The organism is Cupriavidus sp. PET2-C1, from assembly GCF_054515855.1.
In genome coordinates this window covers 881,063-905,913 of record NZ_CM137260.1, presented here as the reverse complement: position 1 = coordinate 905,913, position 24,851 = coordinate 881,063, and the positions used below count along the sequence as shown (strand labels likewise).

22 protein-coding genes are annotated in these 24,851 nt (G+C 66.6%); 17 read left to right on the top strand and 5 right to left on the bottom strand.

Annotation, left to right across the window (positions count from 1 at the left end):
* Positions 1-16: 16 nt before the first annotated feature.
* Both ACX12D_RS24070 and ACX12D_RS24065 read right to left on the bottom strand, forming a co-directional pair.
* The gene (locus ACX12D_RS24070; RefSeq protein ID WP_459375974.1) at positions 17-772 is read right to left on the bottom strand and encodes a sulfite exporter TauE/SafE family protein; all 756 of its coding nucleotides are present in this window, start codon (positions 770-772) and stop codon (positions 17-19) included.
* A gap of 90 nt (positions 773-862) precedes the next feature.
* Positions 863-1,846 (bottom strand): LysR substrate-binding domain-containing protein, encoded by a 984-nt coding sequence (locus tag ACX12D_RS24065; protein ID WP_459375973.1) that lies wholly within the window; start codon positions 1,844-1,846, stop codon positions 863-865.
* A 142-nt stretch (positions 1,847-1,988) separates the two neighbouring features.
* Here ACX12D_RS24065 and ACX12D_RS24060 point away from each other — a divergent pair, with 142 nt between their 5' ends.
* The 4 genes from ACX12D_RS24060 (at position 1,989) to ACX12D_RS24045 (ending at position 7,310) form a co-directional block, all read left to right on the top strand.
* The gene (locus ACX12D_RS24060; RefSeq protein WP_459375972.1) at positions 1,989-3,362 is read left to right on the top strand and encodes a D-serine ammonia-lyase; all 1,374 of its coding nucleotides are present in this window, start codon (positions 1,989-1,991) and stop codon (positions 3,360-3,362) included.
* A gap of 52 nt (positions 3,363-3,414) precedes the next feature.
* On the top strand, positions 3,415-4,395 hold the full coding sequence (locus ACX12D_RS24055; protein ID WP_459375971.1) for a Bug family tripartite tricarboxylate transporter substrate binding protein: 981 nt from the start codon (positions 3,415-3,417) through the stop codon (positions 4,393-4,395).
* A 135-nt stretch (positions 4,396-4,530) separates the two neighbouring features.
* Positions 4,531-5,709, top strand: a complete 1,179-nt coding sequence (locus ACX12D_RS24050; protein ID WP_459375970.1) for a DSD1 family PLP-dependent enzyme — start codon at positions 4,531-4,533, stop codon at positions 5,707-5,709.
* 74 nt (positions 5,710-5,783) lie between these two features.
* Positions 5,784-7,310 carry an amidase gene (locus ACX12D_RS24045; protein WP_459375969.1) on the top strand — a complete coding sequence of 509 codons (1,527 nt, stop codon included), beginning with the start codon at positions 5,784-5,786 and terminating at the stop codon, positions 7,308-7,310.
* 314 nt (positions 7,311-7,624) lie between these two features.
* On the opposite strand, the gene ACX12D_RS24040 is transcribed toward ACX12D_RS24045, so the two are convergent.
* Positions 7,625-8,593: a LysR family transcriptional regulator gene (locus tag ACX12D_RS24040; RefSeq protein ID WP_459375968.1), complete on the bottom strand. Its 969-nt coding sequence runs from the start codon at positions 8,591-8,593 to the stop codon at positions 7,625-7,627.
* Positions 8,594-8,746: 153 nt separating this feature from the next.
* Between ACX12D_RS24040 and ACX12D_RS24035 the strand changes: the two genes are divergently transcribed.
* From ACX12D_RS24035 to ACX12D_RS24000, 8 genes are all read left to right on the top strand, one after another.
* On the top strand, positions 8,747-9,769 hold the full coding sequence (locus ACX12D_RS24035) for a TRAP transporter substrate-binding protein (protein ID WP_441635300.1): 1,023 nt from the start codon (positions 8,747-8,749) through the stop codon (positions 9,767-9,769).
* Between the two features lie 71 nt (positions 9,770-9,840).
* Positions 9,841-11,622, top strand: coding sequence for an IlvD/Edd family dehydratase (locus tag ACX12D_RS24030; protein WP_459375966.1), 1,782 nt, complete (start codon positions 9,841-9,843; stop codon positions 11,620-11,622).
* Between the two features lie 84 nt (positions 11,623-11,706).
* Positions 11,707-12,921 (top strand): fumarylacetoacetate hydrolase family protein, encoded by a 1,215-nt coding sequence (locus ACX12D_RS24025; protein ID WP_459375965.1) that lies wholly within the window; start codon positions 11,707-11,709, stop codon positions 12,919-12,921.
* Positions 12,922-13,022: 101 nt separating this feature from the next.
* Positions 13,023-13,640 (top strand): TRAP transporter small permease, encoded by a 618-nt coding sequence (locus ACX12D_RS24020; RefSeq protein ID WP_017224235.1) that lies wholly within the window; start codon positions 13,023-13,025, stop codon positions 13,638-13,640.
* A 30-nt stretch (positions 13,641-13,670) separates the two neighbouring features.
* Entirely contained in the window at positions 13,671-14,951 is a 1,281-nt protein-coding gene (locus ACX12D_RS24015) for a TRAP transporter large permease (protein ID WP_441635307.1), read from the top strand.
* Between the two features lie 88 nt (positions 14,952-15,039).
* Positions 15,040-16,449 carry an FAD-binding oxidoreductase gene (locus tag ACX12D_RS24010; RefSeq protein WP_459375964.1) on the top strand — a complete coding sequence of 470 codons (1,410 nt, stop codon included), beginning with the start codon at positions 15,040-15,042 and terminating at the stop codon, positions 16,447-16,449.
* Positions 16,450-16,566: 117 nt separating this feature from the next.
* Positions 16,567-17,322, top strand: coding sequence for an SDR family oxidoreductase (locus tag ACX12D_RS24005; protein WP_441635311.1), 756 nt, complete (start codon positions 16,567-16,569; stop codon positions 17,320-17,322).
* Positions 17,323-17,337: 15 nt separating this feature from the next.
* Entirely contained in the window at positions 17,338-18,201 is an 864-nt protein-coding gene (locus ACX12D_RS24000) for a fumarylacetoacetate hydrolase family protein (protein ID WP_459375963.1), read from the top strand.
* Between the two features lie 84 nt (positions 18,202-18,285).
* Here the strand turns inward: ACX12D_RS24000 and ACX12D_RS23995 are convergent, their stop codons facing one another.
* The gene (locus tag ACX12D_RS23995) at positions 18,286-18,477 is read right to left on the bottom strand and encodes a hypothetical protein (RefSeq protein WP_459375962.1); all 192 of its coding nucleotides are present in this window, start codon (positions 18,475-18,477) and stop codon (positions 18,286-18,288) included.
* 705 nt (positions 18,478-19,182) lie between these two features.
* Between ACX12D_RS23995 and ACX12D_RS23990 the strand changes: the two genes are divergently transcribed.
* From ACX12D_RS23990 to ACX12D_RS23980, 3 genes are read left to right on the top strand one after another with little or no spacing between them, the layout of a single operon-like run.
* The gene (locus ACX12D_RS23990; protein ID WP_459375961.1) at positions 19,183-20,637 is read left to right on the top strand and encodes a cytochrome ubiquinol oxidase subunit I; all 1,455 of its coding nucleotides are present in this window, start codon (positions 19,183-19,185) and stop codon (positions 20,635-20,637) included.
* A gap of 5 nt (positions 20,638-20,642) precedes the next feature.
* Positions 20,643-21,650 (top strand): cytochrome d ubiquinol oxidase subunit II, encoded by a 1,008-nt coding sequence (gene cydB, locus ACX12D_RS23985; RefSeq protein ID WP_459375960.1) that lies wholly within the window; start codon positions 20,643-20,645, stop codon positions 21,648-21,650.
* On the top strand, positions 21,650-21,814 hold the full coding sequence (locus ACX12D_RS23980) for a DUF2474 domain-containing protein (protein WP_459375959.1): 165 nt from the start codon (positions 21,650-21,652) through the stop codon (positions 21,812-21,814). Before cydB ends, ACX12D_RS23980 begins: the two co-directional genes overlap by 1 nt.
* Positions 21,815-21,914: 100 nt before the next feature.
* Here the strand turns inward: ACX12D_RS23980 and ACX12D_RS23975 are convergent, their stop codons facing one another.
* Positions 21,915-22,679, bottom strand: coding sequence for an SDR family NAD(P)-dependent oxidoreductase (locus ACX12D_RS23975; RefSeq protein WP_459375958.1), 765 nt, complete (start codon positions 22,677-22,679; stop codon positions 21,915-21,917).
* Positions 22,680-22,854: 175 nt separating this feature from the next.
* Here ACX12D_RS23975 and ACX12D_RS23970 point away from each other — a divergent pair, with 175 nt between their 5' ends.
* Both ACX12D_RS23970 and ACX12D_RS23965 read left to right on the top strand, forming a co-directional pair.
* The gene (locus ACX12D_RS23970; RefSeq protein WP_459375957.1) at positions 22,855-23,451 is read left to right on the top strand and encodes a TetR/AcrR family transcriptional regulator; all 597 of its coding nucleotides are present in this window, start codon (positions 22,855-22,857) and stop codon (positions 23,449-23,451) included.
* A gap of 51 nt (positions 23,452-23,502) precedes the next feature.
* Positions 23,503-24,819, top strand: coding sequence for an MFS transporter (locus ACX12D_RS23965; protein ID WP_309404313.1), 1,317 nt, complete (start codon positions 23,503-23,505; stop codon positions 24,817-24,819).
* The last annotated feature ends 32 nt before the right edge of the window (positions 24,820-24,851 follow it).

Here is a 24,851-nt window from a genome sequence, read left to right as displayed (position 1 = left end):
CCAGGGCTCACGCCAATCAGTGCAGCGTCCCCAGCAGCTTCGGCAGCGAGGCCGACAGCAGCGCCACGCCCGATGCGGTCAGCAGGCTCAGCACGATCCTGCGAAAGGCGATCTCGCTGATGCCGATGTACAGCCGCGCGCCAAGGATGCTGGGCACCAGCATGGCCGGGCCCACCACCAGGAACATGGGCAGCATGTCGCGCGTGACGATGCCGGTGCCGACATAGGTCGCCATGGTCACCGCCAGCGTGGCCAGGTTGAAGTTCTGGATGATGGCGCGCTGCTCGTCCTTGGCCAGCCCGCGCAGGGTGCACCACAGCGTGGGAATGACGCCGGTAAAGCCGCCGATGCCGCCCATGATGCCACCGGCCGCGCCGATCACGCCATCGGCCACGCGTCCGCCGGCCCGGATGTGGGGCAGTTGCCTGGACATCAGCATGAGCGGGCACCAGATGACCAGCAGCCCGCCCAGGCAAGCCTTGAATACGCTGGGATTGAGCGCCGGCAGGATCGCCACGCCGATGGGAATGCCCAGGATGCCGCCGGCCACGAAGGGCAGCAACTGCCGAGGCGAGAAGCTGCGCCGCACCGTCACCGCCGCCACCACCTGCCCGGTCAGCGAGCCGAACACCGCCATCGTCGCGGCCAGGCGCGGCTCCACGGTCCAGACCCAGAAGGACATGGCCACCATGCCGAAGGCAAACCCGGACAAGCCTTGCACGAAGCCGGCCACGATGGCGCCCAGCGCCAGGATCAGGACAGGAAATTCCATCGGTAACTCGAATACCCGAAAGCCGGGAAGCCGAAGAGCCGCGCCATGCGGCACGAAAGCCGCAAACTATGCCGGGGATTGAACGCTTTGTCACCCACCGGTGGCCTTCGCGCCGCGTGCCTGCACGTCGAGCACCTTGGCCCGGGCCGCATCGAAGCGCGCGCCCTCGGCAGCCAGCCAATCCTCCACCATGGCGATAGGCGGCGTCTGCCCGTGCGCGCAGACGAAGAAGTAAGACGCCTGCGAGCGCGCATGGATGCCGAACAGGTCGACCAGGCGGCCGGCCTCGATGTCTTCCAGCACCAGCGCCGAGCGCCCCATCGCGACGCCCTGCCCGGCCAGCGCCGCACCCACGGCCAGCTGCGACAGGTTGAAGCGCTGGCCCGCGTCCAGTTCGCCCACCTCCGCCTCCACCCCTGCCACCTGCAGCCAGTGGCGCCACTCCTCGAATGCTTGCGCGCCGTCCCACGGGCTCACGTCGTGCAGCAGCCAGGCGCCCCTCAGGTCCTGCGGCCTGCGCAGCTCGGGATGCGCGGCCAGGAAGGCGGGGCTTGCCACCGGCAGCAGCCATTCGTCGAGAAACAGCCGGGCCTTGAGGTCGTCGTAGCCACCCAGGTCGAAGCGCACGGCGGCATCGATGCCATCGCGCACCATCCGGGTGCGGTCCAGTGCGTGGAACTCGCCGTAGACGCGCAGGCCCACCTCGGGGTGATCACGGAAAAAATCGCCCAGCCGCGGGGTCAGCCAGCGCATGGCGAACGACGGTGCGCAGCTCAGCGCAATAGGGCCGGCCTCGCGCGGCTTGCGTAGCTGGGTGAGCGTGCCTTCGATGGCCTGGAAGGACTCGCGCAGCACAAAGCGCAACCGCTCGCCTTCGGGCGTCAGCACCAGCGCGCGCGGCGTGCGCAGGAACAAGGGCCGGTCCAGCCACTGCTCCAGCTGCTTCACCTGCTGGCTGACCGCGCCCTGCGTCACGCACAGTTCCGTAGCGGCGTGGGTGAAGTTGCAATGGCGCGCCGACGCCTCGAAGCAGCGCAGCCAGCTCAGCAACGAGGACGATAACAAGGTGCTCATAAGCGGCCGCCGATACGCATGTCCGCCCTCAGACTTCCATTAGTCAAACTAATGCCTCGCTAAATATAAATGGATTGCCAGCGGATCCGCGCAGGCCAACAATGAAGTCATCCAGGAACCCGCAGCAGCCTATCCCTTGCCGATGAACCAGCCTTTAGCCACGAACCCATCAATCGCAACCGGCCCGGACAATGCCACAGCGCTGCGCGCCAGCCTGGCCGCCGCCACGCCGTTGCTCTGGTGCAATCCGGCGCGCGCCGAGACGCCGCCGCCCGTCCAGGCCGCCGGCGAACACAGCATTAGTCTAGCTGATGTCGAGGCCGCACAGGCACGCTTTGCCCGCTTTGCCCCGCTGCTGCCGGCGCTGTTTCCCGAGCTGGCCGAGACCCATGGCGTCATCGAGTCGCCCCTGGTGGCCGTGCCGTCGATGCAGGCGGCCCTTGGGCTGCCGCCCAGCCAGGGCCGGCTCTGGGTCAAGGCGGATCACAGCCTGCCGGTGGCAGGCTCCATCAAGGCGCGCGGCGGCATCCACGAGGTGCTGGAATTCGCCGAGAACCTGGCGCTGCGCCATGGCCTGCTTGGCCCTGGCCGCAACGGGCCGGAACATTACCTGGCCCTGAGGGAGCCCGCGGCGCGCGCCTTGTTCGGGCGCTACCAGGTGGCGGTGGGTTCCACCGGCAACCTTGGCCTGAGCATTGGCGTGATGGCCTCGGCGCTGGGTTTTCGCGCGGCCGTGCATATGTCGTCAGATGCAAAGGCATGGAAGAAGACGCGGCTGCGCGACCGTGGCGTGGAAGTCGTGGAGCACGCTGGCGACTACGAGGACGCCGTCGCCGCCGGCCGCCGCCAGGCGCAGCAGGACGAGTTCACCTACTTCGTGGACGACGAGCGCTCGCTGTCGCTGCTGCTCGGCTACAGCGCCGCGGCGCTGCACCTGCGCCAGCAACTCGCCGCGCATGCGATCCGCGTCGATGCCGGGCACCCGCTCTTCGTCTACCTGCCTTGCGGCGTGGGCGGCGCGCCGGCCGGCATCACCTTCGGCATGCGGCAGCTGTTTGGGCCGCACGTGCACTGCGTGTTTGCCGAGCCGACCCAGTCGCCCTGCTTCCTGGTGCAGATGATGGCAGGCGCAGGCAATCCGTCCGTCTATGACTTTGGCCTGAGCAACCGCACGCAGGCCGACGGGCTAGCCGTGCCGCGCGCGTCCGAGCTGGCCGCTGCCGTCATGCGCCCGCTGCTGTCCGGCGTGTACACGGTGGCGGACGATACCCTGTTCGAACACCTGGCCCTGGCATGGCGCACGCAAGGGCTGCGCATCGAGCCCTCGGCGGCGGCCGGCTTCAGCGGGCCGCGCATGCTGTGCGAGAGCGCGGCGGGGCGCGACTACCTGGCCCGGCACCAGCTCGAAGCCACGATGCCGCAAGCCACGCATCTGGTGTGGACCACCGGCGGGCTGTTCGTGCCGCAAGCGGAGTACCAAGGCTTCCTGGACCAGGCGGCCGCGCTCGCGGCCTGAGCCGCCCGCCGCCATCATCCATCCCCCCATCGTCGCACGCAGGAGAGTCAGCATGAAACCCGTCCATACCTTCCAGCTTGCATGCCTGGCCGCCTGTTGCCTGGCGGCGCCCGCCGGCAGCGCGCTGGCCCAGGCCTACCCCACGCACCCGATCCAGATGGTGATCCCCTACCCGCCCGGCGGCGCCACCGATGTGATCGGCCGGCTGCTGGCCAAGAAGCTCGGCGACCACCTGGGCCAGACCGTGGTGATCGACAACCGGCCGGGCGCCGGCACCATCGTTGGCGCCGGCCTGGTGGCCAAGGCCGCGCCGGATGGCTACACGCTGCTGGCCAGCTCGGGCACCACATTCACGGTCAATCCGGCCATCCATCCCAAGCTGCCCTACGACCCGCTCAAGAGCTTCGAGCCGATCGGGCTGACCGCGCGCACCGGCCTGATCCTGCTGGCCAACCGCGATGTGCCGGTCAGCAACCTCAAGCAGCTCGCGGCGGCGGTGAAGGCGGCGCCCGGAAAATTCTCCTACGGCTCGTTTGGCACGGGCACCACCGCGCAGTTCGCCGGCGAAATGCTGCTGAACGATCTTGGCATCAAGATGCTGCACGTGCCCTACCGTGGCAGCTCGCCGGCCATGACCGACCTGATCGGCGGCCAGATCCCATTCTCGGTGGATACCGTCTCGGCCGCCGTGCCGCAGATCCGCGCCGGCAAGGTCAAGGCCATCGCGGTCACCACCGCCAAGCGCTCATCCCTGCTGCCCGACGTGCCTACCGTGGCGGAAAGCGGATACCCGGGTACCGATATGGATACCTGGCTGGCCGTGGTGGCGCCACGCGGCCTGCCGCCCGAGGTGAAGGCAAAACTGGAAAAGGCGCTGGCCGAGACCATGGCCGACCCGGACACGCGCAAGAAGCTGCTGGACAATGGTTTCGAGCCGTCCTACGGCACGGGCGCGGAGGTGACCGCGCTGATCACCAAGGAACTGCCGCGCATGCGCGCCATTGCGCAGCGTGCCAATATCACGGCGGACTGAGCGCACGCAAATGGCCCATGGCGGGCTTGGTTTGACAGCACCCGCCTCCAGCCCACATCATCGCAAGCACCGCCGCCCCCGAGGCGGCGCCATGCCCTCCGGAAGGATCCGAGGCAGCCCATCCCAGCCCGACCTATGACGCTCCCAGATTCCAGTTCAGCCACCCTGCAGCTCGGCGCCTGCGCCGCCCCCGGCCAGCCCGCCGCCGCCATTGACACACCGGCGCTGATGCTCGACCTCGATGCCTTCGAGCGCAACCTGGCGCAGATGCAGCAAGCCGCCGACCGCGCAGGCGTGCAGCTGCGCCCGCATGCCAAGGCGCACAAATGCCCGGAGATAGCGCTGGCGCAGATCGCGCGCGGCGCGGTTGGCATCTGCTGCCAGAAGGTCAGCGAGGCGCTGCCGTTCGTGCAGGCCGGGGTCAGGGACATCCATATCAGCAACGAGATCGCCGGGGCGGCCAAGGCCGCGCTGCTAGCCCGCCTGGCGCTGCATGCACGGATGAGCGTATGCGTGGATGATGCGCGCCAGGTCGCCGCGCTGGCGCAGGCCGCCGCGCAGGCCGGCAGCCGCATCGGGGTATTCGTCGAGATCGACGTGGGCCAGGGACGCTGCGGCGTGGCCGACGCGCCTGCCGCGCTGCGCCTCGTTCAAGCCATCGGTGCGCACCCGCAACTAGCGTTCCGCGGCTTGCAGGCGTATCACGGCGGCATCCAGCATGTGCGCGACTTTGCTGCGCGCCGGCAGGCCGCGGCCGATGCCGCGGCGCGTACCGCCGCCATCGTCGCCGAGCTGGCCGAGGCCGGCGTGGCTTGCGCCACGGTGACGGGCGGCGGCAGCGGCAGCGTGGAGTTCGACCTGCACAGTGGCGTCTATACCGAAATCCAGCCCGGCTCCTATGTCTTCATGGACGCCGATTACGGCCGCAACGACTACAGCGGCGCACTGCGTTTCGAGCACAGCCTGTTTATCGCCACCACCGTGATGAGCGTGGCGGCGGCAACGCGGCCCTCGCCGCGCGTTGTGCTGGACGCGGGCCTGAAATCGATGGCGGTGGATTCGGGCCTGCCATTGGTGTGGGGCGCCAATGGCCAGGACCACGCGCTGGCCTATGTGGCGGCCAACGACGAACACGGCATTGTCGAGCCCGTGCCCGGCACCAACGCGGCGGGCCTGCCGGGCCTCGGCAGCCAGGTGCTGCTGGTGCCTGGCCATTGCGACCCCACCCTCAATCTGTATGACGAGATCGTTGGCGTGCGCGGGCAGGCCGTGGCCTGCTTGTGGCCTGTGTCGGCGCGCGGGCTGAGCCGCTAGCGCGATCCGGATGCCATGGCGCCGCGCCTGCCATGTCGGCGCGGCGCTTCACCCTACCTGCCAGAGAGTTCACCATGACCCAGAACGATAACCTGCTTGCCCAATCCGCCGTAGCGCTGCGCCGCCTGATCGGCAACAAGGAGATCTCTCCCGTTGAACTGCTTGAGGCGTGCATCGCCCGCATCGAGGCGGTCAATCCCTTTATCAACGCCGTCACCGCCACCTGCTACGAGCGCGCCCGCGAAGAAGCCCGCGTGGCCGAGCGCGCCGTGCTCGACGGCGCGCCGCTGGGCTTGCTGCATGGCCTGCCGCTGGGCGTGAAGGACCTGGAGGCCACGGCCGGCCTGCTCACCACCTATGGCTCGCCGCTGTACCGCGACAATGTGCCCAGCGCCGACAACGTGCTGGTAGCCCGGCTGCGCGCGGCCGGCGCCATCGTCACCGGCAAGACCAACATCCCGGAGATGGGCGCGGGCGCCAATTCGCGCAACGCGGTGTGGGGCGCCACCGGCAACCCCTTTAACCCCAACCTGAATGCAGGGGGATCCTCGGGCGGCTCCGCTGCCGCGCTGGCGACCGACATGCTGCCGGTCTGCACCGGCTCGGACACCGGCGGTTCACTGCGCATCCCCGCCGCCAAATGCGGCGTGGTGGGCTTCCGCCCGTCGCCTGGCGTGGTGCCGAGCTCGCGCAAGCTGCTGGGCTGGACGCCCATCTCCGTAGTCGGCCCGATGGGCCGCACCGTGGCCGATGCCTGCCTGCAGCTGGCGGCCTCGGCCGGCGTCTCGGCCAGCGACCCGCTCACCTATGCGCTCGACCCGATGTCGTTCCTGCTGCCCGCCAATGTCGACCTGGGCTCGCTGCGGGTGGGCTGGACCGAGGATTTCGGTGTGTGCGCTGTCGACAACCAGATCCGGCAGGTCTTTCGCGGCAAGATCGCCGCCATGCGGCACCTGTTCCGCAGTTGCGACGAGATCCAGTTCGACCTGGGCGAAGCGCACCGCTGCTTCGACGTGCTGCGCGCCGAGAGCTTTGTCGCCGGCATGCACGAGGCCTATCAGCGCGATCCGCAGAGCCTGGGCCCGAACACGCGCGCCAACTATGAGATGGGCGCGGCCATGTCGCTGGTCGACAGCGCCTGGGCGCAAGCCGAGCAGACCCGCATCCTGGGCCGCTTCCAGGCCGCCTTTGAAGACTACGACGTGATCCTGTCGCCAACCACGCCGGTGTCGCCGTTCCCGTGGACCAACCTCTACGCCGAGACCATCAACGGCGAAAAGCAGGAGAACTATTACCGCTGGCTGGCCCCTACCTACGTGGTCACGCTCACCACCCACCCCGCCATCAGCCTGCCCTGCGGCCTGGACCATGCCGGCATGCCGTTCGGGCTGCAGGTGGTGGGCCGCTTCCGCGCCGATCACCATACGCTGGGCGTGGCGCATGCCATGGAGCAAGCCTTCGCAGGGTCGGAGGCACTGCGCCGACCGCTGCCGCGGCTGGACCAGTTGCGCGCGGCGCAGCCCGGGCTCAAGTCGATCGTCACCGCGCCGCCGGTGCTGGATGGCTCGTCGGGCGGCGCCGCTTCGGTCTCGGCCGTCTAGCAGGCTGTTGAATTTGGCCCCCGAGTAAACGGGGGATTTGGCGCGCTTTAGTGTGGAGCGATGGATGCCCCAGGTCTCGTAGACCTGCGAAAGAGAACTGCCGCTTGCATAAGCCTGAATCGCGTCGCGGCACTCTCCAAGGGTGGTCCGCGCTCCGCTCGTAAGGACACGCTCGTCCAGTTGGGGCTGCGTTCCCGCTCCTTCACTGCATGCCTGGATCGAGATGCGCATTGGGGGCTCTCCGAAGTGTCAGTAGACAATACCCCCCCTTTTCTGACGGATTTGGCCACTCCCCCGGCGATCGCCAGCCCGATTCAGGCGATTTCGCCAGCGCTGCCCGCCTTCTCGCGCAGTACCTCCATGAATGCCTGCGCGGCGGGGGTCGGCGCCTCGCCCAGGCGCGTGATCAGACCGTAGTCGGGCATGCGGTCCGGCAGCTCGATGGGGATCCGGGCCAGCAGGCCCCTGTTCACGTACTTGTCCACCAGGGCGGCTGGTTGCAGCGACAGCATGTCCGTGCTCTGCATCAGTTCCAGGGCGAACAGGAAAGAGGGAGTCTCGACCACGCCGGACGTGAGTGCGAGCCCGGTGCGGCCGAAGATATCGTCAGACACTTTGCGCACGGCCGTGGAGCGCGGGTAGAGAATCCAGGGCCAGTGGGCCAGCTTGGTCAGATCGAGATCGTGCGCCCCGCGCAAAGGGTGATCGAGCCCGGCCACCACCTGCAGCGGTTCGCTGGACAGGCGCTCGTATTGGAACTGGGCCCTGTGCGCCTCGTCTGTGAAGCGCCCGATCATCAGGTCGATCTTGCGCTCGGTCAGCCAGATCACCAGCTGGTCGCTGCTTTGCTCCAGGATCCTGAGCACCAGCAGTGGACGCCGGCGCTGGATCTCAGCCACCGTGGCCATCAGCAGGTGCGCGGCCGAGCCCGTGATCGCGCCGATGGACAGGTGGCCATGCCCCCCTTGCTTGAGTGCGTTGAATTCATCCACGAACTTGCGATGCCCGGCCAGCACGGCGTCGGCATAGCGCAGCATGAACAGGCCCAGCTCGTTGGGCAGCATGCCGCGTGACAGGCGCTCGAACAGGCGTGCCTCCAGGATTTCCTCGATATCCATCAGGATCTTGGTGGCCGCCGGTTGCGTGATGTGCATCTGCTCGGCGGTAAGCCTCAGGTTGAGGGTGTGACCGAGGATGTCGAGGAACTGGAGATGTCGGAATCGCAGCCGCCCGCAGGCCTGCGCCATGGACAGGGGTTTACCCGAGAAAATTTCTGAGCTCATAAGCATTTGGAATGGATCCTAGCAAAAAATTCAGTGGACCGGTACAGGTGCCAGACCTAACCTCTCGCCTGCGTCGAGACGGCCCTGAAGAGGTCTAGCGTGGCGCCGATGACGCAGAACCGTCGCGACAAAATCAATCCATTGGAGACATTGATGAAGTTGAAATCCCTCGCCATGGCCGCCACGGCGCTGGCCATGCTTGCCGGCCCGGTGTCTGCGCAAATCAAGGAACGCGTGTTCAAGGTCGGTGTCGGCCTGAGCGAAGACCATCCTCAGGCCATGGCCGTCAAGCATTTCTCCGAACAACTCGCGGCCCGCAGCGGCGGCAAGCTGGTCGCCAAGCTGTATGCCAGCGGCTCGCTGGGCAATGACGTGAGCATGACCTCGGCGCTGCGCGGCGGCACCCTGGAGATGACGGTCCCCGACACCTCCACGTTGATGTCGCTGATCAAGCCCTTTGGCGTACTCAACCTGCCGCTGACCTTCAATAACGAGCAGGAAGCCGATGCCGTGCTGGATGGCCCCTTTGGCCAGAAGCTGCTCGCCAAGCTGCCCGAGAAGGGCCTCATCGGCCTGGGCTACTGGGAGAACGGCTTTCGCCACGTCACCAACTCGCGTCGCCCTATCAACCGGGCCGACGACCTCGGCGGGCTCAAGCTGCGCGTGATCCAGAGCCCGCTGTTCCTGGATACCTTCAATGCGCTGGGTACCAACGCCACACCCATGCCCTTCACCGAGCTCTATTCGGCGATGGAGCAGGCAGCCGTGGATGGCCAGGAGAACCCGACCGCCACCATCCTGGCCAGCAAGTTCTACGAGGTGCAAAAGTACCTGGTGCTGTCGCGCCACATGTACAGCGCCTGGGTGCTGCTGATGTCCAAGAAGACCTGGGACGGCTTGTCGCCGCAGGAGCAGAAGATTGTGCAAGAGGCCGCGCGCGAGGCCACGTTGTATGAGCGCAAGACCATCCGCGCCTTCGGCGACAAGGCGCTGGGGGAGCTAAAGAAGGCCGGCATGCAGGTCACCGAATTGCCTCCGGCCGAGCAGGCCAAGCTGCGCGCCAAGCTGCAGCCGGTGCTGACCAAGTACAGCAAGGAGTTCGGTGAGGAAACGACGAACGAGCTGATGAGCGAGCTGGCCAAGGTCCGCAAGACCAGCTCCGTCGCGGTGAAGTAATCCTCGCAGGCGCGGAGCAGCAGCGACGCGCCGTTCTTCCACTCCCTGACTTCTCCGCTACAGGTTTCGACATGGACAAGAAAGCCAGCCGTGCCTTCCGCTCCCGCGATTGGTTCGCCGATCCCGAGCGCTCGGACATGACCGCGCTCTACCTCGAACGCTTCATGAACTATGGGCTCACGCCCGACGAGTTGCGCTCGGGCCGGCCCATCGTCGGCATCGCCCAAACTGGCAGCGACCTCTCGCCCTGCAACCGCATCCATCTGGATCTGGCCCGGCGCGTGCGCGATGGTATCCGCGATGCTGGCGGCATTCCGATGGAGTTTCCCGTGCACCCCATCTTCGAGAACTGCCGCCGTCCCACTGCGGCGCTCGACCGCAACCTGGCCTATCTGGGCCTGGTGGAAATCCTGTACGGCTACCCCATCGACGCCGTGGTGCTGACGACGGGCTGTGACAAGACCACGCCTGCTGGCATCATGGCCGCCTCCACCGTCGACATCCCTGCCATCGTGCTCTCCGGCGGACCCATGCTCGACGGCTGGCACAACGGCGAACTGGTGGGCTCGGGCACCGTGATCTGGCGCAGCCGCCGCCAGCTAGCCGCAGGCGAGATCGACGAGGAGGAGTTCCTGCAGCGCGCCTGCAGCAGCGCGCCCTCGGCGGGCCACTGCAACACCATGGGCACGGCCTCCACCATGAACGCCGTGGCCGAGGCCCTGGGCCTGTCGCTGCCCGGCTGCGCGGCCATTCCAGCCCCCTACCGCGAGCGGGGCCAGATCGCCTACGAGACCGGCCGGCGCATCGTCGAGATGGCCTACGAGGACTTGCGCCCCTCGCGCATCCTCAGCCGCGAGAGCTTCCTCAACGCCTTGTCGGTGGTCAGTTGCGCAGGCGGATCCAGCAACGCGCAGGTGCACATCATGGCCATGGCCCGCCACGCTGGCGTCGAGCTGCGGCCGCAAGACTGGACCGAGCACGCCTACGACCTGCCCCTGCTGCTCAACATGCAGCCAGCGGGCCGCTTCCTGGGCGAGCGCTTCTTCCGCGCCGGCGGTGTGCCGGCCCTGATGTGCGAGCTGCAGCAGGCTGGCCGCCTGCATGGCGACTGCCTCAGCGTCACCGGCCGTACCGTGGCGGAGAACCTGCAGGGCCGCGAGACCCGCGATCGCGAGGTGATCTTCCCTTTCCATGCGCCGCTGATGGAGAAGGCCGGCTTCCTGGTGCTAAGCGGCAATCTGTTCGACTTCGGCATCCTGAAGACGTCGGTGATCTCCGAGCGTTTCCGCGAGCGCTACCTGAACCGCCCAGGCGAAGAGGGCGTCTTCGAGGCGCGTGCCGTGGTATTCGAGGGCGCCGACGACTACCATGCGCGCATCAACGACCCGGCACTGGACATCGACGAGAGCTGCATCCTGATCATGCGTGGCGCCGGTCCGATCGGCTGGCCCGGTTCGGCCGAGGTGGTCAACATGCAGCCGCCCGACGCCCTGATCCAGCGCGGCGTCATGACCCTGCCGACCCTGGGCGACGGCCGCCAGTCCGGCACGGCGGACAGCCCCTCCATCCTCAACGTCTCGCCCGAGAGCGCGGTGGGCGGCGGGTTGAGCTGGCTGCAGAGCGGCGACCTCATCCGCATCGACCTCAACGCCGGCCGCTGCGATGCGCTGGTGCCTCCCGAAGAGATCGAGCGCCGCCGCCGCGAACTCCCCGCGCCCCCGATCCCCCAGAGCCAATCCCCCTGGGAAGCGCTGTACCGGGAGAAGACTGGTCAGCTCGTCGACGGTGCCACGCTGGATTTTGCGTTGAACTACCGGCGCATCGCGGAGAAGACGCCGCGCCACAACCATTGAGCCTCGCTGCCTTGCAAGCGCTGCGCTGCGCCGCGGGCGGGGCGCACCGCTTGGGCCGCGGCTTGTAACCTGAAAGGAAATCGTATGAGCGAAGTGACAGCGGCCACGCTGGCCGGTACGGTGAAGCACGTCCAGGTGTTGCCGGATGACGGCCTTGCGGGCACCCTGGTGGGCCGTATCTGGGTCGGCGGCGCCTTGCCAGGGCCGGCCGTCGCCGCCCTGCGGCCGGAGGGCGTGTTCGACCTGAGCGAACACTACCCGACCATGAGCACGCTGCTCGATACCGAGCATCCCGCCAAGGCGGCGCGCCGGGCACCCGGCCGGCGCCTGTGCAGTGTCGACGAGTTGCTGGCCAACAGCTTGCCGGGCACCCGCAACGAGACGTTGCCCTGGCTTCTGGCCCCCTGTGACCTGCAGGTCGTCAAGGCCGCGGGCGTGACCTTCGCCGCCAGCCTGATAGAGCGTGTGATCGAGGAACAGGCGCGGGGCGACGCCAGCCGGGCCCAGGGTCTGCGCAACCAGGTGATCGAGCTGATCGGCGAAAGCCTGGCCGACATCCGTCCCGGCTCGTCGCAGGCAATGGCGCTCAAGGCACTGCTGCAGCAAAAAGGCCTGTGGTCGCAATACCTGGAGGTGGGCATCGGCCCGGACGCCGAGGTCTTCACCAAGGCCCCGGTGCTGGCCTCGGTGGGCTGCGGCGAGGACATCGGCATCCGTGCCGACTCGGACTGGAACAACCCCGAACCGGAAGTCGTGCTGGCGGTAAACAGCCGCGGCGGCATCGTCGGCGCCACCCTGGGCAACGACGTCAACCTGCGCGACATCGAAGGCCGCAGCGCGCTGCTGCTGGGCAAGGCCAAGGACAACAACGCCTCTTGCGCGATCGGTCCCTTCATCCGGCTGTTCGACGCGGGCTTCGGTCTGGATGAGGTGCGCCGCGAGACCGTGCACCTGCGCGTCGCGGGTGCGGACGGCTTCGAGCTGCGCGGCATCAATACCATGAGCAGCATCAGCCGCGACCCGGCCGACCTGGTGGCGCAGACTCTTGCCGCGCACCAGTACCCCGACGGCTTCATGCTCTTCCTGGGCACGCTGTTTGCGCCCATTGAAGACCGCGACCAGCCCGGCGGCGGCTTCACCCACAAGCTCGGCGATGTGGTCACCATCCGCAGCGCCTGGCTGGGGGGGTTGCACAACCGGGTGACACACAGCGAGACCGCCGCCCCCTGGCGCTTTGGCTTGCGCGCCTTCATCGGCAACCTGGCCGAGCGCGGCCTGCTGCAGGGCCGCGCGCTCTGAGTCGGCGTTGGCGGCCTGCCCACCAGCCAGGTTGCCGGCGTCGCCCCCCTTCTCCGTTCCAAGATAAGCATTGATGGCGCAGACCATCAGGGAGACAACCTATGCTCAATACCCTCATCGACCGGTATTGCCGGTTCATTAACCTTCTCATCGCCCTGGCCCTGGCCGTCATGGTGGTGCTGGTTTTCGGTAACGTCGTGCTGCGTTATGCCTTCAATTCTGGCATCGCGATCAGCGAGGAGCTGTCGCGCTGGCTGTTCGTCTGGGTTACCTTCCTGGGCGCCGTGGCCGCCATCAAGGAAAACGCGCACCTGGGCACCGACATGCTCGTGTCGCGCCTGCCGGTAATGGGGAAAAAGGTCTGCCTGGTACTGGGTCACCTGCTCATGCTCTACATCACCTGGCTGTTCTTCGACGGTAGCTGGCAACAGGCCAAGATCAATTGGGACGTGCAAGCGCCGGTCACCGGGGCCTCGGTGGCCATCTTTTACAGCTCGGGGGTAGCGTTCTCGGTCTGCGCCGGCTTCCTGCTGGTGCTGCAATTGCTGCGCGCGCTGACCGGCCAGCTCAGCGATGAAGAGCTGGTGATGGTCAAGGAGTCCGAGGAACAGGCCGAGCTCGAGGCCCTCCAGGCCGAGCTAGCGCGCGAGAGCGCTGCCGGCGGCTCGCAAAGCCACTCCCCCCTGGGCGACACGCCGCTGCCTCACTCACGCAGATAAGAAACAAGAAAAAGAACCGGAGACCTCAACATGACCGTACTGATCTTTCTCGGCGGCCTCACCGGCGCCATGGCGCTCGGCATTCCGATCGCCTACGCGCTGCTGGCCAGCGGCGTGGCCCTGATGTGGCATCTCGACCTGTTCGACGCGCAGATCCTGGCGCAGAACTTCATCAATGGCGCCGACAGTTTCCCGTTGCTGGCCGTGCCTTTCTTTATGCTGGCGGGCGAAATCATGAACGTCGGCGGCCTCTCGCAGCGCATCGTGAACTTCGCGCTGGCGATCGTCGGCCATGTCAAGGGTGGCCTGGGCTATGTGGTGATTCTGGCCGCCTGCCTGCTGTCGGCCCTGTCGGGCTCCGCCGTGGCGGACGCCGCAGCGCTGACCGCGCTGCTGCTGCCGATGATGATCAAGGCAGGCCACAAGAAGGAAGTTTCGGGTGGCCTGATCGCGGCCTCCGGCGTGATCGGCCCGATCATCCCCCCCAGCATCGGCTTCGTGATCTTCGGCGTCACCGCCAACGTCTCGATCAGCAAGCTGTTCATCGCCGGCATCTTCCCTGGCGTCATGATCGGCGTCGGCCTGGCTGCGGCCTGGTGGTGGCTCGGCCGCAAGGAAGACCTGGTCCTGCCCGAGAAAAAGACCAAGGCTGAAATCTGGCAATGTGCACGCGAATCCCTCTGGGCGCTGATGCTGCCGGTGTTCATCCTGGTGGGCCTGCGCATGGGCGTCTTCACCCCGACCGAGGCCGCGGTGGTGGCCGCCGTGTACTCGCTGTTCGTGGCCAGTGTGGTGTACCGTGAGCTGCCGCTGAGCGCACTGCTCCCGATCTTCACCACGGCGGCCAAGACCACCGCTGTGGTCATGTTCCTGGTGGCCGCCGCGATGGTGTCATCGTGGCTCATCACCGTGGCCAACCTGCCGGCCCAGATGGTGGAACTGCTCAAGCCCTTCATGGACAACCAGACCCTGCTGCTGATCGCGATCATGGTGCTGGTGATGCTGGTCGGCACTGCGATGGACATGACGCCGACCATCCTGATCATGACCCCAGTGCTGATGCCGGTAATCAAGGCTGCCGGCATCGACCCGATTTATTTCGGCGTGCTGTTCATCATCAACAACTCGATCGGCCTGATCACGCCGCCGGTGGGCACCATCCTCAACGTGGTAGCCGGCGTGGGCCGCATGAAGATGGACGAAGTCACCAAGGGCGTGCTGCCCTTCATGCTGGCCGAGTTCGCCGTACTGTTCATCATGGTGGCCTTCCCGCAGACCGTGATGGCACCGCTGCGCTGGTTCGTGGGGTGAGGCACGCGGTCGATCGGGCCCCGGGTTGGCTCAATGACCGCGCCGCCCCCCAGTTTGCAGATTGCTCATATTCACTCCGATTCCTGCCATGAACCAGACCCCTCAATTCTCTTCGGTCATCGATGCCCTGCTTGCCGAGCTGGGCCCGCTGGCCGTGCTCGCCGGCAACGACGTGCCGGTGCGCAACCACAACGACTACAGCGGCCTGCCGGCCAGCCGCCCCCTGGCCGTGGTTCGCCCCGCCGACACGGCCGGGGTGGCCGCCGCGGTGCGCATCTGCCATGAACACGGCGTGGGCGTGGTGCCCCAAGGCGGGCTGACCGGCCTGTGCGGTGGCGCGCGCGCCTCGGCGGGTCAGGTGGCCCTGTCGCTGGAACGCATGGCGGGCATCGAGGAGGTCGATTCGGCCTCGGCCACCATGACCGCGCTGGCTGGCACCCCCCTGGAGACCATCCAGCAGGCTGCCACCGCCGCCGGCTTCTTCTGCCCGCTGGACCTGGGCGCACGCGGCTCGTGCGCGATTGGCGGCAACCTGTCGACCAATGCCGGCGGTAACCGCGTGATCCGCTACGGCATGGCGCGCGAGATGGTGCTGGGCATCGAGGTGGTGCTGCCGAATGGCACCGTGGTCACCAGCCTCAACAAGATGATCAAGAACAACGCGGGCTTCGACCTCAAGCACCTGTTCATCGGCAGCGAGGGCACGCTGGGCATCATCACACGGGTGGTACTCAGGATGTTCCCCAAGCCGGCCTCGGCCATGGTGGCGATCTGCGCCGCCAAGGACTACGACAACGTGCTGACGCTGCTGAACTCGGCGCGCCAGAATCTGGGGCCGCTACTCTCGGCCTTCGAGGTCATGTGGCCCGACTACTGGCAGTTCGCCACCACCCAGGCCCCAGGGGTGCGGGACCCCCTTGAGGGCGACGACACGGCCCACGGCGCCTACGTGCTGGTCGAGGCGCTGGGAACCGACCCAGTGCACGACGCGCAGCGCTTCGAGGCTTGGTTGGGCGGTCTGCTGGAGTCGGGCGTGGTTCCCAATGCGGCACTCGCGCAGTCGCTGGCCGACGGCCGCGCGTTCTGGAGCATCCGCGATGCCAGCGGCGAACTGCACCCGCTGTGGCCAGGCCACCTGGCCTTTGACATCGGCCTGCCGGTGGCTCGCATGGACGACTACGCGCGCCGCTGCCGCGAGGTACTCCATGCCCGCATCCCCAGCGTCCGGGCCCTGTTCTACGGCCACATCGGCGACGGCAATCTGCATATCATCGTCTACCAGCCTGGCGCGGCAGAGCAGCCCAAGGCACTGGTCGACGGCATTGTGTACGGCCTGGTGCGTGAGTACGGCGGCACGGTCTCGGCCGAGCACGGCATCGGCACCCTCAAGCGCCAATGGCTTGGCCATGCGCGCTCGCCCGAGGAGATCGAGCTGATGCGAGTCATCAAGAAGGCGCTCGATCCGCAGGCGCTGCTGAACCCGGGCAAGGTGATCTGACCGGACCGTTTACCCATCGACGCGACATCGTGCCCGGAAGCAAGCTGCTCGTTCCGCGCTGAACAGCACGGCGTTTCAGTGCCCAAAGCAACCCCTGAACTCACTCGAAGCATCGTCATGACACTCCGACTGGCTGGAAAAACCACCTTCGTCACCGCGGCCGGACAAGGCATCGGCAGAGCGACCGCGATCGCTTTCGCCGCGCAGGGCGCGCGCGTGATCGCGACGGATATCAACCAGGAGGCACTAGCTTCCTTGCGCCAGGAAATTGCTTGCGGCACCCATGTCCTGGATGTCACCGATGCCCAGGCCATTCGCGACGTAGCAGAGGCTGCAGGCCCGGTTGACGTGCTCTTCAATGCGGCAGGCTTCGTCCACGCAGGCAACCTGCTCGAGTGCACGGAAGACGAGTGGACGTTTGCATTCGACCTCAACGTGCGCGCCCAATTTCGCACAATCAGGGCCTTCCTGCCAGGCATGCTGGAGCGAGGCGACGGGTCCATCATCAATGTGGCATCCGTCGCGGGAAGCATCAAAGGCGCCCCCAACCGATTCGTGTACGGCACCACCAAGGCCGCCGTCATCGGCCTGACCAAAGCCGTCGCTGCCGACTTTGTCGGCAAAGGGATCCGATGCAATGCCATTTGTCCCGGCACGGTGATGTCACCGTCGCTGCTGGAGCGCATCACGGCCCAGGCACAAGCCACCGGCCAGACGCTGGCCCAGGTCGAGGCGGGCTTCGTGGAGCGCCAGCCCATGGCCCGCCTGGGGCGAGCCGAAGAAATTGCGGCCTTGGCCGTCTACCTGGCCAGCGACGAATCCTCTTTCACAACAGGTACCGCCCAGATCATTGACGGCGGTTGGTCCAACTAAGCTCCCATTTCAACCATGAAACTGCTTCGCCACGGCCCCAAGGGCCAAGAAAAGCCCGCACTGCTGCATACGGACGGCACGGCTCGCGACCTCAGCCCGGTGCTGCCCGACATCGTCCCCAGCACCTTGTCCCAGCCCGGCATGGCGGCCCTGCGCAGCCTCGATGCCAGCACCTTGCCCATCGTCCCACAGGGCCGTCTGGCCGTGCCATGGACCGGCATGCGCAAGTTCATTGCCATCGGTCTGAACTACGCGGACCACGCCGCCGAAGCGAACATGCCGATCCCCAAGGAACCGATTGTCTTCACCAAGACGGTCGACTCGGCCGTGGGCTGCAATCATCCGGTCGTGTTGCCGCAGGGCTCGGTCAAGAGCGACTGGGAGGTGGAACTAGGCGTGGTGATCGGCACCCGCGCCCGCTATGTCAGCGAGGCCGATGCCCTGAACCACGTGGCGGGCTACTGCACAATCAACGATGTGTCGGAACGCGAGTACCAGCTCGAGCGTGGCGGCACCTGGGACAAGGGCAAGGGATGCGACACCTTCGGCCCCATCGGCCCGTGGCTTGTGAGCGCCGACGAGGTCGGCGACCCGCAAGACCTCTCGATGTGGCTCGACGTGAACGGTGAACGCCAGCAGACCGGCAACACCCGCACCATGATCTTCACGGTGGCCCAGCTGGTCAGTTACCTGAGCCGTTTCATGACGCTGGAGCCGGGCGACCTGATCACCACCGGCACGCCACCCGGCGTGGGCATGGGCAAGAAGCCGCAGCCCCAGTTCCTGAAGCCGGGCGACGTCATCACCCTGGGCATCGAGCGGCTTGGCGAGCAGAAACAGACCGTGTTTGCCTGGGATCCGAAGTTGATCGACGGATAAAAGCGTACCGCTTCCCGAGCCGATCGACCCGCGGCGGCGCCGCGCGCCGCCGCGCAGGAACACCGGCAGCGCGCGGGACACTGATCAAGCCGACTTTTGGACATGCCCCTCAAGCGGCGCACGCGATTTGGTGAGCCGATAGCCGATGCCGAGCAGCGCGAACCACACAGGTGCCACGTAGAGCGCCACCCGGATACCCGGATCGAGCGTCAGCAGCGCCGCAACCGCGATCATGAAGGCGACCACCAGCCAGTTGGCATATGGCGCGCCAGGCATGCGAAAGTCCACCGCCTTGAATGCGAGTAGCCATGCTCGATAATCAGATGGGGACCTCGTCAGAGAATTCCGTATGGGCCATCTCGCTGTACGGCCTGCACAAACGGGCCGGACATAAGCGCGCTGCCGTCACCTGTCGACCACATGCCATCTGCTTGTAATCCGGAAGGCGTCCACATAGGTCTCTCCCTACCAGCGCAGCCCCTGCCGCCCGCACGCGCGGCAATGCCTGACGTGATCCGAACGCCCCCAGCAAGGACTCCGCTGATGCAAGTCCCCGGGGGCTTTGCTTTGCTTCGAGTGCTCAGGCGGCAGCCCGCCCGGCGACGGCTCGCCCGCTGAGCCGTTCTCCAAAACAAGACACCACCCTCAAATCTGATCCGGTCTTTTTCTGAGCCGTTGCTTCTGTTATCTACCGCAAGCTACCGGTAGCATGTTGTCCATGGCATGCCGCCAATCTCCCAGCCTCACTGCTGCCCCATCCATGGACATTCCTGCATCAAACCCGGCCGCCTCGGCGGGTTTCATTTTGCGAGCAACATCTCCGGGCCATTCGCCACGCCAGCCGGCCCACGAAAAAGAGCACCTCTATGCGCTCGGCCTGTGGTCTACTCTATGTACGCGTGCGCCTGCAACGCAACGTGAATGGACCGCCCCCGAACTGGCCGGCCAAGCCCGTTCCCAATGCCCCACGGAGATCACGACATGTTTGGCTTGAGCGCGCTCGACCTGGCACGGATCCAGTTCGGCTTCACGATTTCCTTCCATATCATCTTCCCGGCCATCACCATCGGCATGGCGAGCTACCTCGCCGTGCTGGAAGGCTGCTGGCTGCGCACGCAAAACACGGTCTACCGCGACCTCTATCATTTCTGGTCCAAGATCTTTGCCGTCAACTTCGGCATGGGCGTGGTGTCGGGGCTGGTGATGGCGTACCAGTTCGGCACCAACTGGAGTTTCTTCTCGGACTTCGCCGGCAGCGTGACCGGCCCCTTGCTGGCCTACGAGGTGCTGACCGCGTTCTTCCTGGAGGCCGGCTTCCTGGGCGTGATGCTGTTCGGCTGGAGCCGGGTCGGCCCCGGCCTGCATTTCTTCGCCACGCTGATGGTGGCGCTCGGCACCCTGATCTCGGCGACATGGATCCTGGCCTCCAATAGCTGGATGCAAACCCCGCAGGGCTACGAGATCGTCGATGGCCGCGTGGTGCCGGTGGACTGGCTGGCGGTGATCTTCAACCCGTCGTTCCCTTACCGCCTCTTGCATATGAGCGTGGCGGCCTTCCTCGCCACCGCGCTGTTCGTGGGCGCCTCCGCCGCCTGGCACCTGCTGCGCCGGCGCGATAATCCGGCCATCCGCAAGATGCTGTCGATGGCCATGTGGATGCTGCTGATCGTCGCGCCGATCCAGGCCGTCATCGGCGACATGCACGGCATCAACACGCTCAAGCACCAGCCGGCCAAGATCGCCGCGCTCGAAGGCCACTGGGCAAACCGCGGCGACGAGCCGCTGCCGCTGATCGTATTCGGCTGGCCCGACATGGCGCGCGAGGAAACCCGCTTCGCGGTGGAAATCCCGCGCCTGGGCAGCCTCATCCTCACCCATAGCCTGGACGGCCAGATCCAGGGCCTGAAGGAGTTCGCGCCAGAGGACCGGCCCAACTCCACCATCATCTTCTGGAGTTTCCGCTTGATGGTGGGGCTGGGCATGCTGATGATCCTGCTCGGCCTCTGGAGCCTGCTGCTGCGCCGGGGCGGCAAGCTGTTCCACGCGCGCGCGTTCCTGCGCATGGCGCTATGGATGGGCCCGGCCGGGTTGATCGCGATCCTGGCCGGCTGGTTCACCACCGAGATCGGGCGCCAGCCGTGGGTCGTCTACGGCGTGATGCGCACCGCCGACGCGGTTTCGCCGCACGGCGTGCCGGAGCTGGCGTTTTCGCTCGCGCTGTTCGTGGTGGCCTATTTCTTCGTCTTCGGCGTGGGCATCGCCTACATGATGCGGCTGGTGCGCAAAGGCCCGGTCGAGCATGAGGGCGATCCGGAACCCGATGGCGGACACGCTGTGGAAGGCACGCCGGCGCGACCGCTCTCCGCGGTGGACGATCCAGGCGATGTACCTGGCGCGGTCGCTTCCACCAACCGCCTGGCCGATAGCAGGAGCTGATCATCATGGGCATCGACCTCTCTCTGATCTGGGCCGTCATCATCTTCTTTGGCGTGATGATGTATGTGGTGATGGACGGTTTCGACCTGGGCATCGGCATGCTGTATCCCTTCGTGCCGGACCGCCATGACCGCGACGTCATGATGAACACGGTGGCACCCGTGTGGGACGGCAACGAGACCTGGCTGGTGCTGGGCGGCGCGGGCCTGCTGGCCGCGTTTCCGCTGGCCTACTCGGTGGTGCTCAGCGCGCTCTACCTGCCGCTGATCTTCATGCTGCTGGGGCTGATCTTTCGCGGCGTGGCGTTCGAGTTCCGCTTCAAGGCCAATGACCGCGAGCGCCACGTCTGGGACAAGGCGTTTATCTGCGGCTCGCTGGTGGCGGCGTTCTTCCAGGGCGTTTCGCTGGGCGCGTATATCGACGGCATCAAGGTGACCGGGCGCACCTTCTCGGGCGGTCCGCTGGACTGGCTGCAGCCCTTCCCGCTGTTCTGCGGCGTTGGCGTGGTGGTGGCGTACACCGTGCTGGGCAGCACCTGGCTGATCATGAAAACCGAAGGCAAGCTGCATGAGCGCATGCTGGAACTCACCGGCAAGCTGGCCTGGGTGTTGCTGGCTGTCATCGCGGTAATCAGCATCTGGACGCCGCTGTCGCAGCCGCGCATTGCCGAGCGCTGGTTCAGCCTGCCCAACCTGTTCTGGTTCTCGCCGGTGCCGCTGCTGGTGGCGTTTGCCATGTACCGGCTGATCCGCTCGTTGCAGCTGCACGCGCACTTGGCGCCGTTCATGTACACGCTGGCGCTGGTCTTCCTGGGCTATAGCGGGCTGGCGATCAGCGTATGGCCGAATATCGTGCCCCCGGATATCTCGATCTGGGCCGCCTCGTCGCCACCGCAAAGCCAGGGCTTTGCGCTGGTAGGCGCGCTGTTCATCATTCCCTTCATCCTGATGTACACGGTGTGGGCCTACTACGTGTTCCGAGGCAAGGTAAAACACGGCGAGGGGTATCACTGATGCCAGCGACGCAACACCGCGGACAATCGCCGGATGGCCCGCCCAGGCCGTGGCTCAAGCGGATCGGCTGGATGGTGCTGATCTGGGTGGCCAGCGTGGCCGCGCTGGGCGTGGCGGCTTTGCTGCTGCGCCTGTTGATGCGGCTGGCGGGCATGCATAGCTGAGGGGCGTGCGCGCCCCGGCACCTGCGGGGCGCGATCCTCTAACCGTTGAGCTTTTTGCCTTTTTGCCCTTTTTGCCTTTTTACCGTTGACCCTCAACGGCTCACGCCGAAAGCCCGCCATCCACGCCGATGCTCTGGCCATGGATAAAGCGCCCGGCTGGCGACGCCAGCAACACCGCCAGCCCCGCCACATCCTTCGCCTCGCCAATCCGCCGCATCGGAATCGCGGCGGCCAGGCGCGCCTCCTGCTCCGGGTTACCCCATAGCGCCTCGCGCGAGAACTCCGTGCGCACCGGTCCGGGGTTGATCGCATTCACGTTGATCCCCTTCGGCCCGAGCTCCAGCGCCAGGCTGCGCACCGCACCGTCCGTCGCGGCCTTGGTGATGCTGTACATGCCAAGCATGGCCGAGCCGCGCTTGGCAGCGATGCTCGACATGAAGATGACGGCGCCGTCGCCACGCTCGATCATCTGCGGCGCCAACGCATTGACCAGCACCAGGTTGCCTCGCACATTGCCGGCCATGGCTTGCTCGAAGACTTCCGGGCCCTGGCTCAGCAGCGCGCCAGCCGTGCCGCTGCCCGCCGCGTTCAGCACCAGCGCATCCACGCGGCCGTAGGCGTCCAGCGCTTGCCTGGCAAACGCCATGACGCTCTCCACGTTGCCGATATCGCAAGCGATGCCCTTGGCCTTGAAGCCCTCGCCGTCCAGGGTGGCCGCTACCGCCTCGGAAGTGGCCTGGTCACGGCCGGATACCACGAGCGCGGCGCCGGAGGCACCCAGCGCGCGCGCCATTTCCAGGCCCATGCCCTTGGTGGAGCCGGTGATGACGGCAACGCGGCCGGTGAGATCGAACAAGTTCTGCATGACGGATTCTCCTGAGACAGAGGAAAAAAAGAAAGAGAGGAAAAGAAAAGCGACGCTGCCCGCATCCGGGATGCCGCACGGCGACGCCGGTTTAAATGATGACCAACATTTATTGAATAAATTATGGTCGTCATATAAAATCCGGTCAAGCAAAGTTTCAGCAGGAGAGCCGGATATGGCGCGCGCATCACGAGAGCAGGCAGACAAGCACAGGGAAGCCATCGAGCAGGCCTCCTCCAAGCTATTCCGCGAGCGCGGCCTGAACGGCGTGAGCGTGGCCGAACTGATGGCCAGCGCCGGCCTCACGCACGGTGGTTTCTATGGGCACTTCTCGTCCAAGGACGCGCTGGCCGCGCTGGCGAGCAAGCGCGCCTTCGAAGAATCCGCGCGGCGCTGGTCGCGCCGCATCGAACGCGCCCAAGGCGACAAGCAAGCGATGCGCGCCAGCCTGGTGGAGCCCTACCTCACCACGGCGCATTGCACCAACCCCGGCGATGGCTGCGCGGCGGTGGCACTCGCCGGCGACATTGCCCGCGAGCCGGCGGACAAGCCGGTGCGCCAGGTCTACATCGACGGCTTCAAGACCATGGTCGAGGACTGGATGAAGACGGTCGAGCACGCCGACCCGGCCGAGCGCCGCAAGCTGGCGCTGGGAGAGCTGGCCACGCTGGTGGGCGCCATGACGCTGGCACGTGCCACCGAGGGCGATGCCCTTTCCGAAGACATCCTGGCCGCGGCGCGCGACATGCTGCTGGGCCCGAATCCGCAGTAACAGCAAGGGCCAACGCCCCACGACAAACCGAACGCCCCCGGAACCCGACCCATGTTCGCTCAAGCGCTTTCCAGCCGGCTCGACCGGCGCGGCATCCACTACGCGTGGCTGATCGCGGCTATCACCTTCTGCGTGATGCTGACCACCTCGGCCGCGCTCGGCCTGCCCGGCGCCTTCCTCAAGCCGCTGACGCGCGAGATGGGCTGGGACACGGATCAGATCTCGTCCATCCTCGCGTTTCGCTTTGCGCTGTTCGGCCTGATGGCCCCGTTCTCGGCGATCCTGATGGAGCGTTTCGGCGTGCGCAATGTGGTGTGGGCCGCGCTGGCGCTGATTGCCGGCGGCATGGCGCTGGCCACTGTGGCCACCGAGCTGTGGCAGTTGTTCATTGCCTGGGGCCTGATGCTCGGCGTTGGCTCTGGCCTGACCGCGCTGGTGCTCGCGGCCGTGGTCGCCAGCCGCTGGTTCAGCGCGCGCCGCGGACTGGTGATCGGCATCCTGACCGCCAGCTCGGCCACCGGCCAGCTGGCATTCCTGCCCGTGGCCGCCTGGCTGATCGAGCATATGGGCTGGCGCATCGCGGTGGTGCCGGTGCTGGGCGCCTGCGCGGTGCTGGCCGTGCTGGTGTTCTGCTTCATGCGCAACCGTCCCGCCGATGTGGGCCTGGCTGCATTCGGTGAGGTGCCGGTGCACGTGCAAGCCGCGCCGGCACCACCCAGCGCGCCCACGCCGCTGACCTTGCGCGGGCCCTTCGTGGTGCTGCGCGACGCCGCCCGCAACCAGACCTTCTGGATCCTGGCCGGCACCTTCTTCATCTGCGGACTGAGCACCAACGGCCTGATCCAGACGCACTTCATTTCGCTGTGCGCGGACTTCGGCATGGCCGCCGTGCCGGCAGCCGGCGCGCTGGCGATGATGGGCGCATTCGACTTTGTCGGCACCATTCTCTCGGGCTGGCTGTCGGACCGCTATGATTGCCGCAAGCTGCTCTTCTGGTACTACGGACTGCGCGGCCTGTCGCTGTTCTGGCTGCCCCACTCCACATTCACGCTGTACGGCTTGTCCATCTTTGCCATGTTCTATGGCCTGGACTGGATCGCCACGGTGCCGCCCACGGTCAGGCTGGCGGGCTCGGTGTTCGGCAAGGAGCGCGCGCCGATGGTGTTCGGCTGGATCTTTGCCGCCCACCAGGTCGGCGCCGCCACGGCTGCGTTTGGCGCGGGCCTTACCCGTACCTTGCTGCTGACCTACACACCGGCGCTGTACGCCGCGGGCGCGGCGTGCGTGGTAGCTGCACTGCTGGCGTTGATGGTCCGCCGCCCGAGCACGCAGGCTAGCGGCGCAGCCCCGCAAACGGCCAAGGCCTGACGTCCGCGGCGCTCGCCGCCGCTGCGTTGCCC

Excerpts from the sequence above, each read along its gene's own strand:
- ACX12D_RS24040 (WP_459375968.1), bottom strand. The coding sequence starts at position 8,593 with ATGAGCTCAGAAATTTTCTCGGGTAAACCCCTGTCCATGGCGCAGGCC.
- ACX12D_RS24055 (WP_459375971.1), top strand. The coding sequence starts at position 3,415 with ATGAAACCCGTCCATACCTTCCAGCTTGCATGCCTGGCCGCCTGTTGC.
- ACX12D_RS24005 (WP_441635311.1), top strand. The coding sequence starts at position 16,567 with ATGACACTCCGACTGGCTGGAAAAACCACCTTCGTCACCGCGGCCGGA.
- ACX12D_RS24050 (WP_459375970.1), top strand. The coding sequence starts at position 4,531 with ATGACGCTCCCAGATTCCAGTTCAGCCACCCTGCAGCTCGGCGCCTGC.
- ACX12D_RS23975 (WP_459375958.1), bottom strand. The coding sequence starts at position 22,679 with ATGCAGAACTTGTTCGATCTCACCGGCCGCGTTGCCGTCATCACCGGC.
- ACX12D_RS24015 (WP_441635307.1), top strand. The coding sequence starts at position 13,671 with ATGACCGTACTGATCTTTCTCGGCGGCCTCACCGGCGCCATGGCGCTC.
- ACX12D_RS24070 (WP_459375974.1), bottom strand. The coding sequence starts at position 772 with ATGGAATTTCCTGTCCTGATCCTGGCGCTGGGCGCCATCGTGGCCGGC.
- ACX12D_RS23990 (WP_459375961.1), top strand. The coding sequence starts at position 19,183 with ATGTTTGGCTTGAGCGCGCTCGACCTGGCACGGATCCAGTTCGGCTTC.
- ACX12D_RS24030 (WP_459375966.1), top strand. The coding sequence starts at position 9,841 with ATGGACAAGAAAGCCAGCCGTGCCTTCCGCTCCCGCGATTGGTTCGCC.
- ACX12D_RS23980 (WP_459375959.1), top strand. The coding sequence starts at position 21,650 with ATGCCAGCGACGCAACACCGCGGACAATCGCCGGATGGCCCGCCCAGG.
- ACX12D_RS24025 (WP_459375965.1), top strand. The coding sequence starts at position 11,707 with ATGAGCGAAGTGACAGCGGCCACGCTGGCCGGTACGGTGAAGCACGTC.
- ACX12D_RS24065 (WP_459375973.1), bottom strand. The coding sequence starts at position 1,846 with ATGAGCACCTTGTTATCGTCCTCGTTGCTGAGCTGGCTGCGCTGCTTC.
- ACX12D_RS24060 (WP_459375972.1), top strand. The coding sequence starts at position 1,989 with ATGAACCAGCCTTTAGCCACGAACCCATCAATCGCAACCGGCCCGGAC.
- ACX12D_RS23965 (WP_309404313.1), top strand. The coding sequence starts at position 23,503 with ATGTTCGCTCAAGCGCTTTCCAGCCGGCTCGACCGGCGCGGCATCCAC.
- ACX12D_RS24045 (WP_459375969.1), top strand. The coding sequence starts at position 5,784 with ATGACCCAGAACGATAACCTGCTTGCCCAATCCGCCGTAGCGCTGCGC.
- cydB (WP_459375960.1), top strand. The coding sequence starts at position 20,643 with ATGGGCATCGACCTCTCTCTGATCTGGGCCGTCATCATCTTCTTTGGC.
- ACX12D_RS24000 (WP_459375963.1), top strand. The coding sequence starts at position 17,338 with ATGAAACTGCTTCGCCACGGCCCCAAGGGCCAAGAAAAGCCCGCACTG.
- ACX12D_RS24035 (WP_441635300.1), top strand. The coding sequence starts at position 8,747 with ATGAAGTTGAAATCCCTCGCCATGGCCGCCACGGCGCTGGCCATGCTT.
- ACX12D_RS23970 (WP_459375957.1), top strand. The coding sequence starts at position 22,855 with ATGGCGCGCGCATCACGAGAGCAGGCAGACAAGCACAGGGAAGCCATC.
- ACX12D_RS24020 (WP_017224235.1), top strand. The coding sequence starts at position 13,023 with ATGCTCAATACCCTCATCGACCGGTATTGCCGGTTCATTAACCTTCTC.
- ACX12D_RS23995 (WP_459375962.1), bottom strand. The coding sequence starts at position 18,477 with ATGCCTGGCGCGCCATATGCCAACTGGCTGGTGGTCGCCTTCATGATC.
- ACX12D_RS24010 (WP_459375964.1), top strand. The coding sequence starts at position 15,040 with ATGAACCAGACCCCTCAATTCTCTTCGGTCATCGATGCCCTGCTTGCC.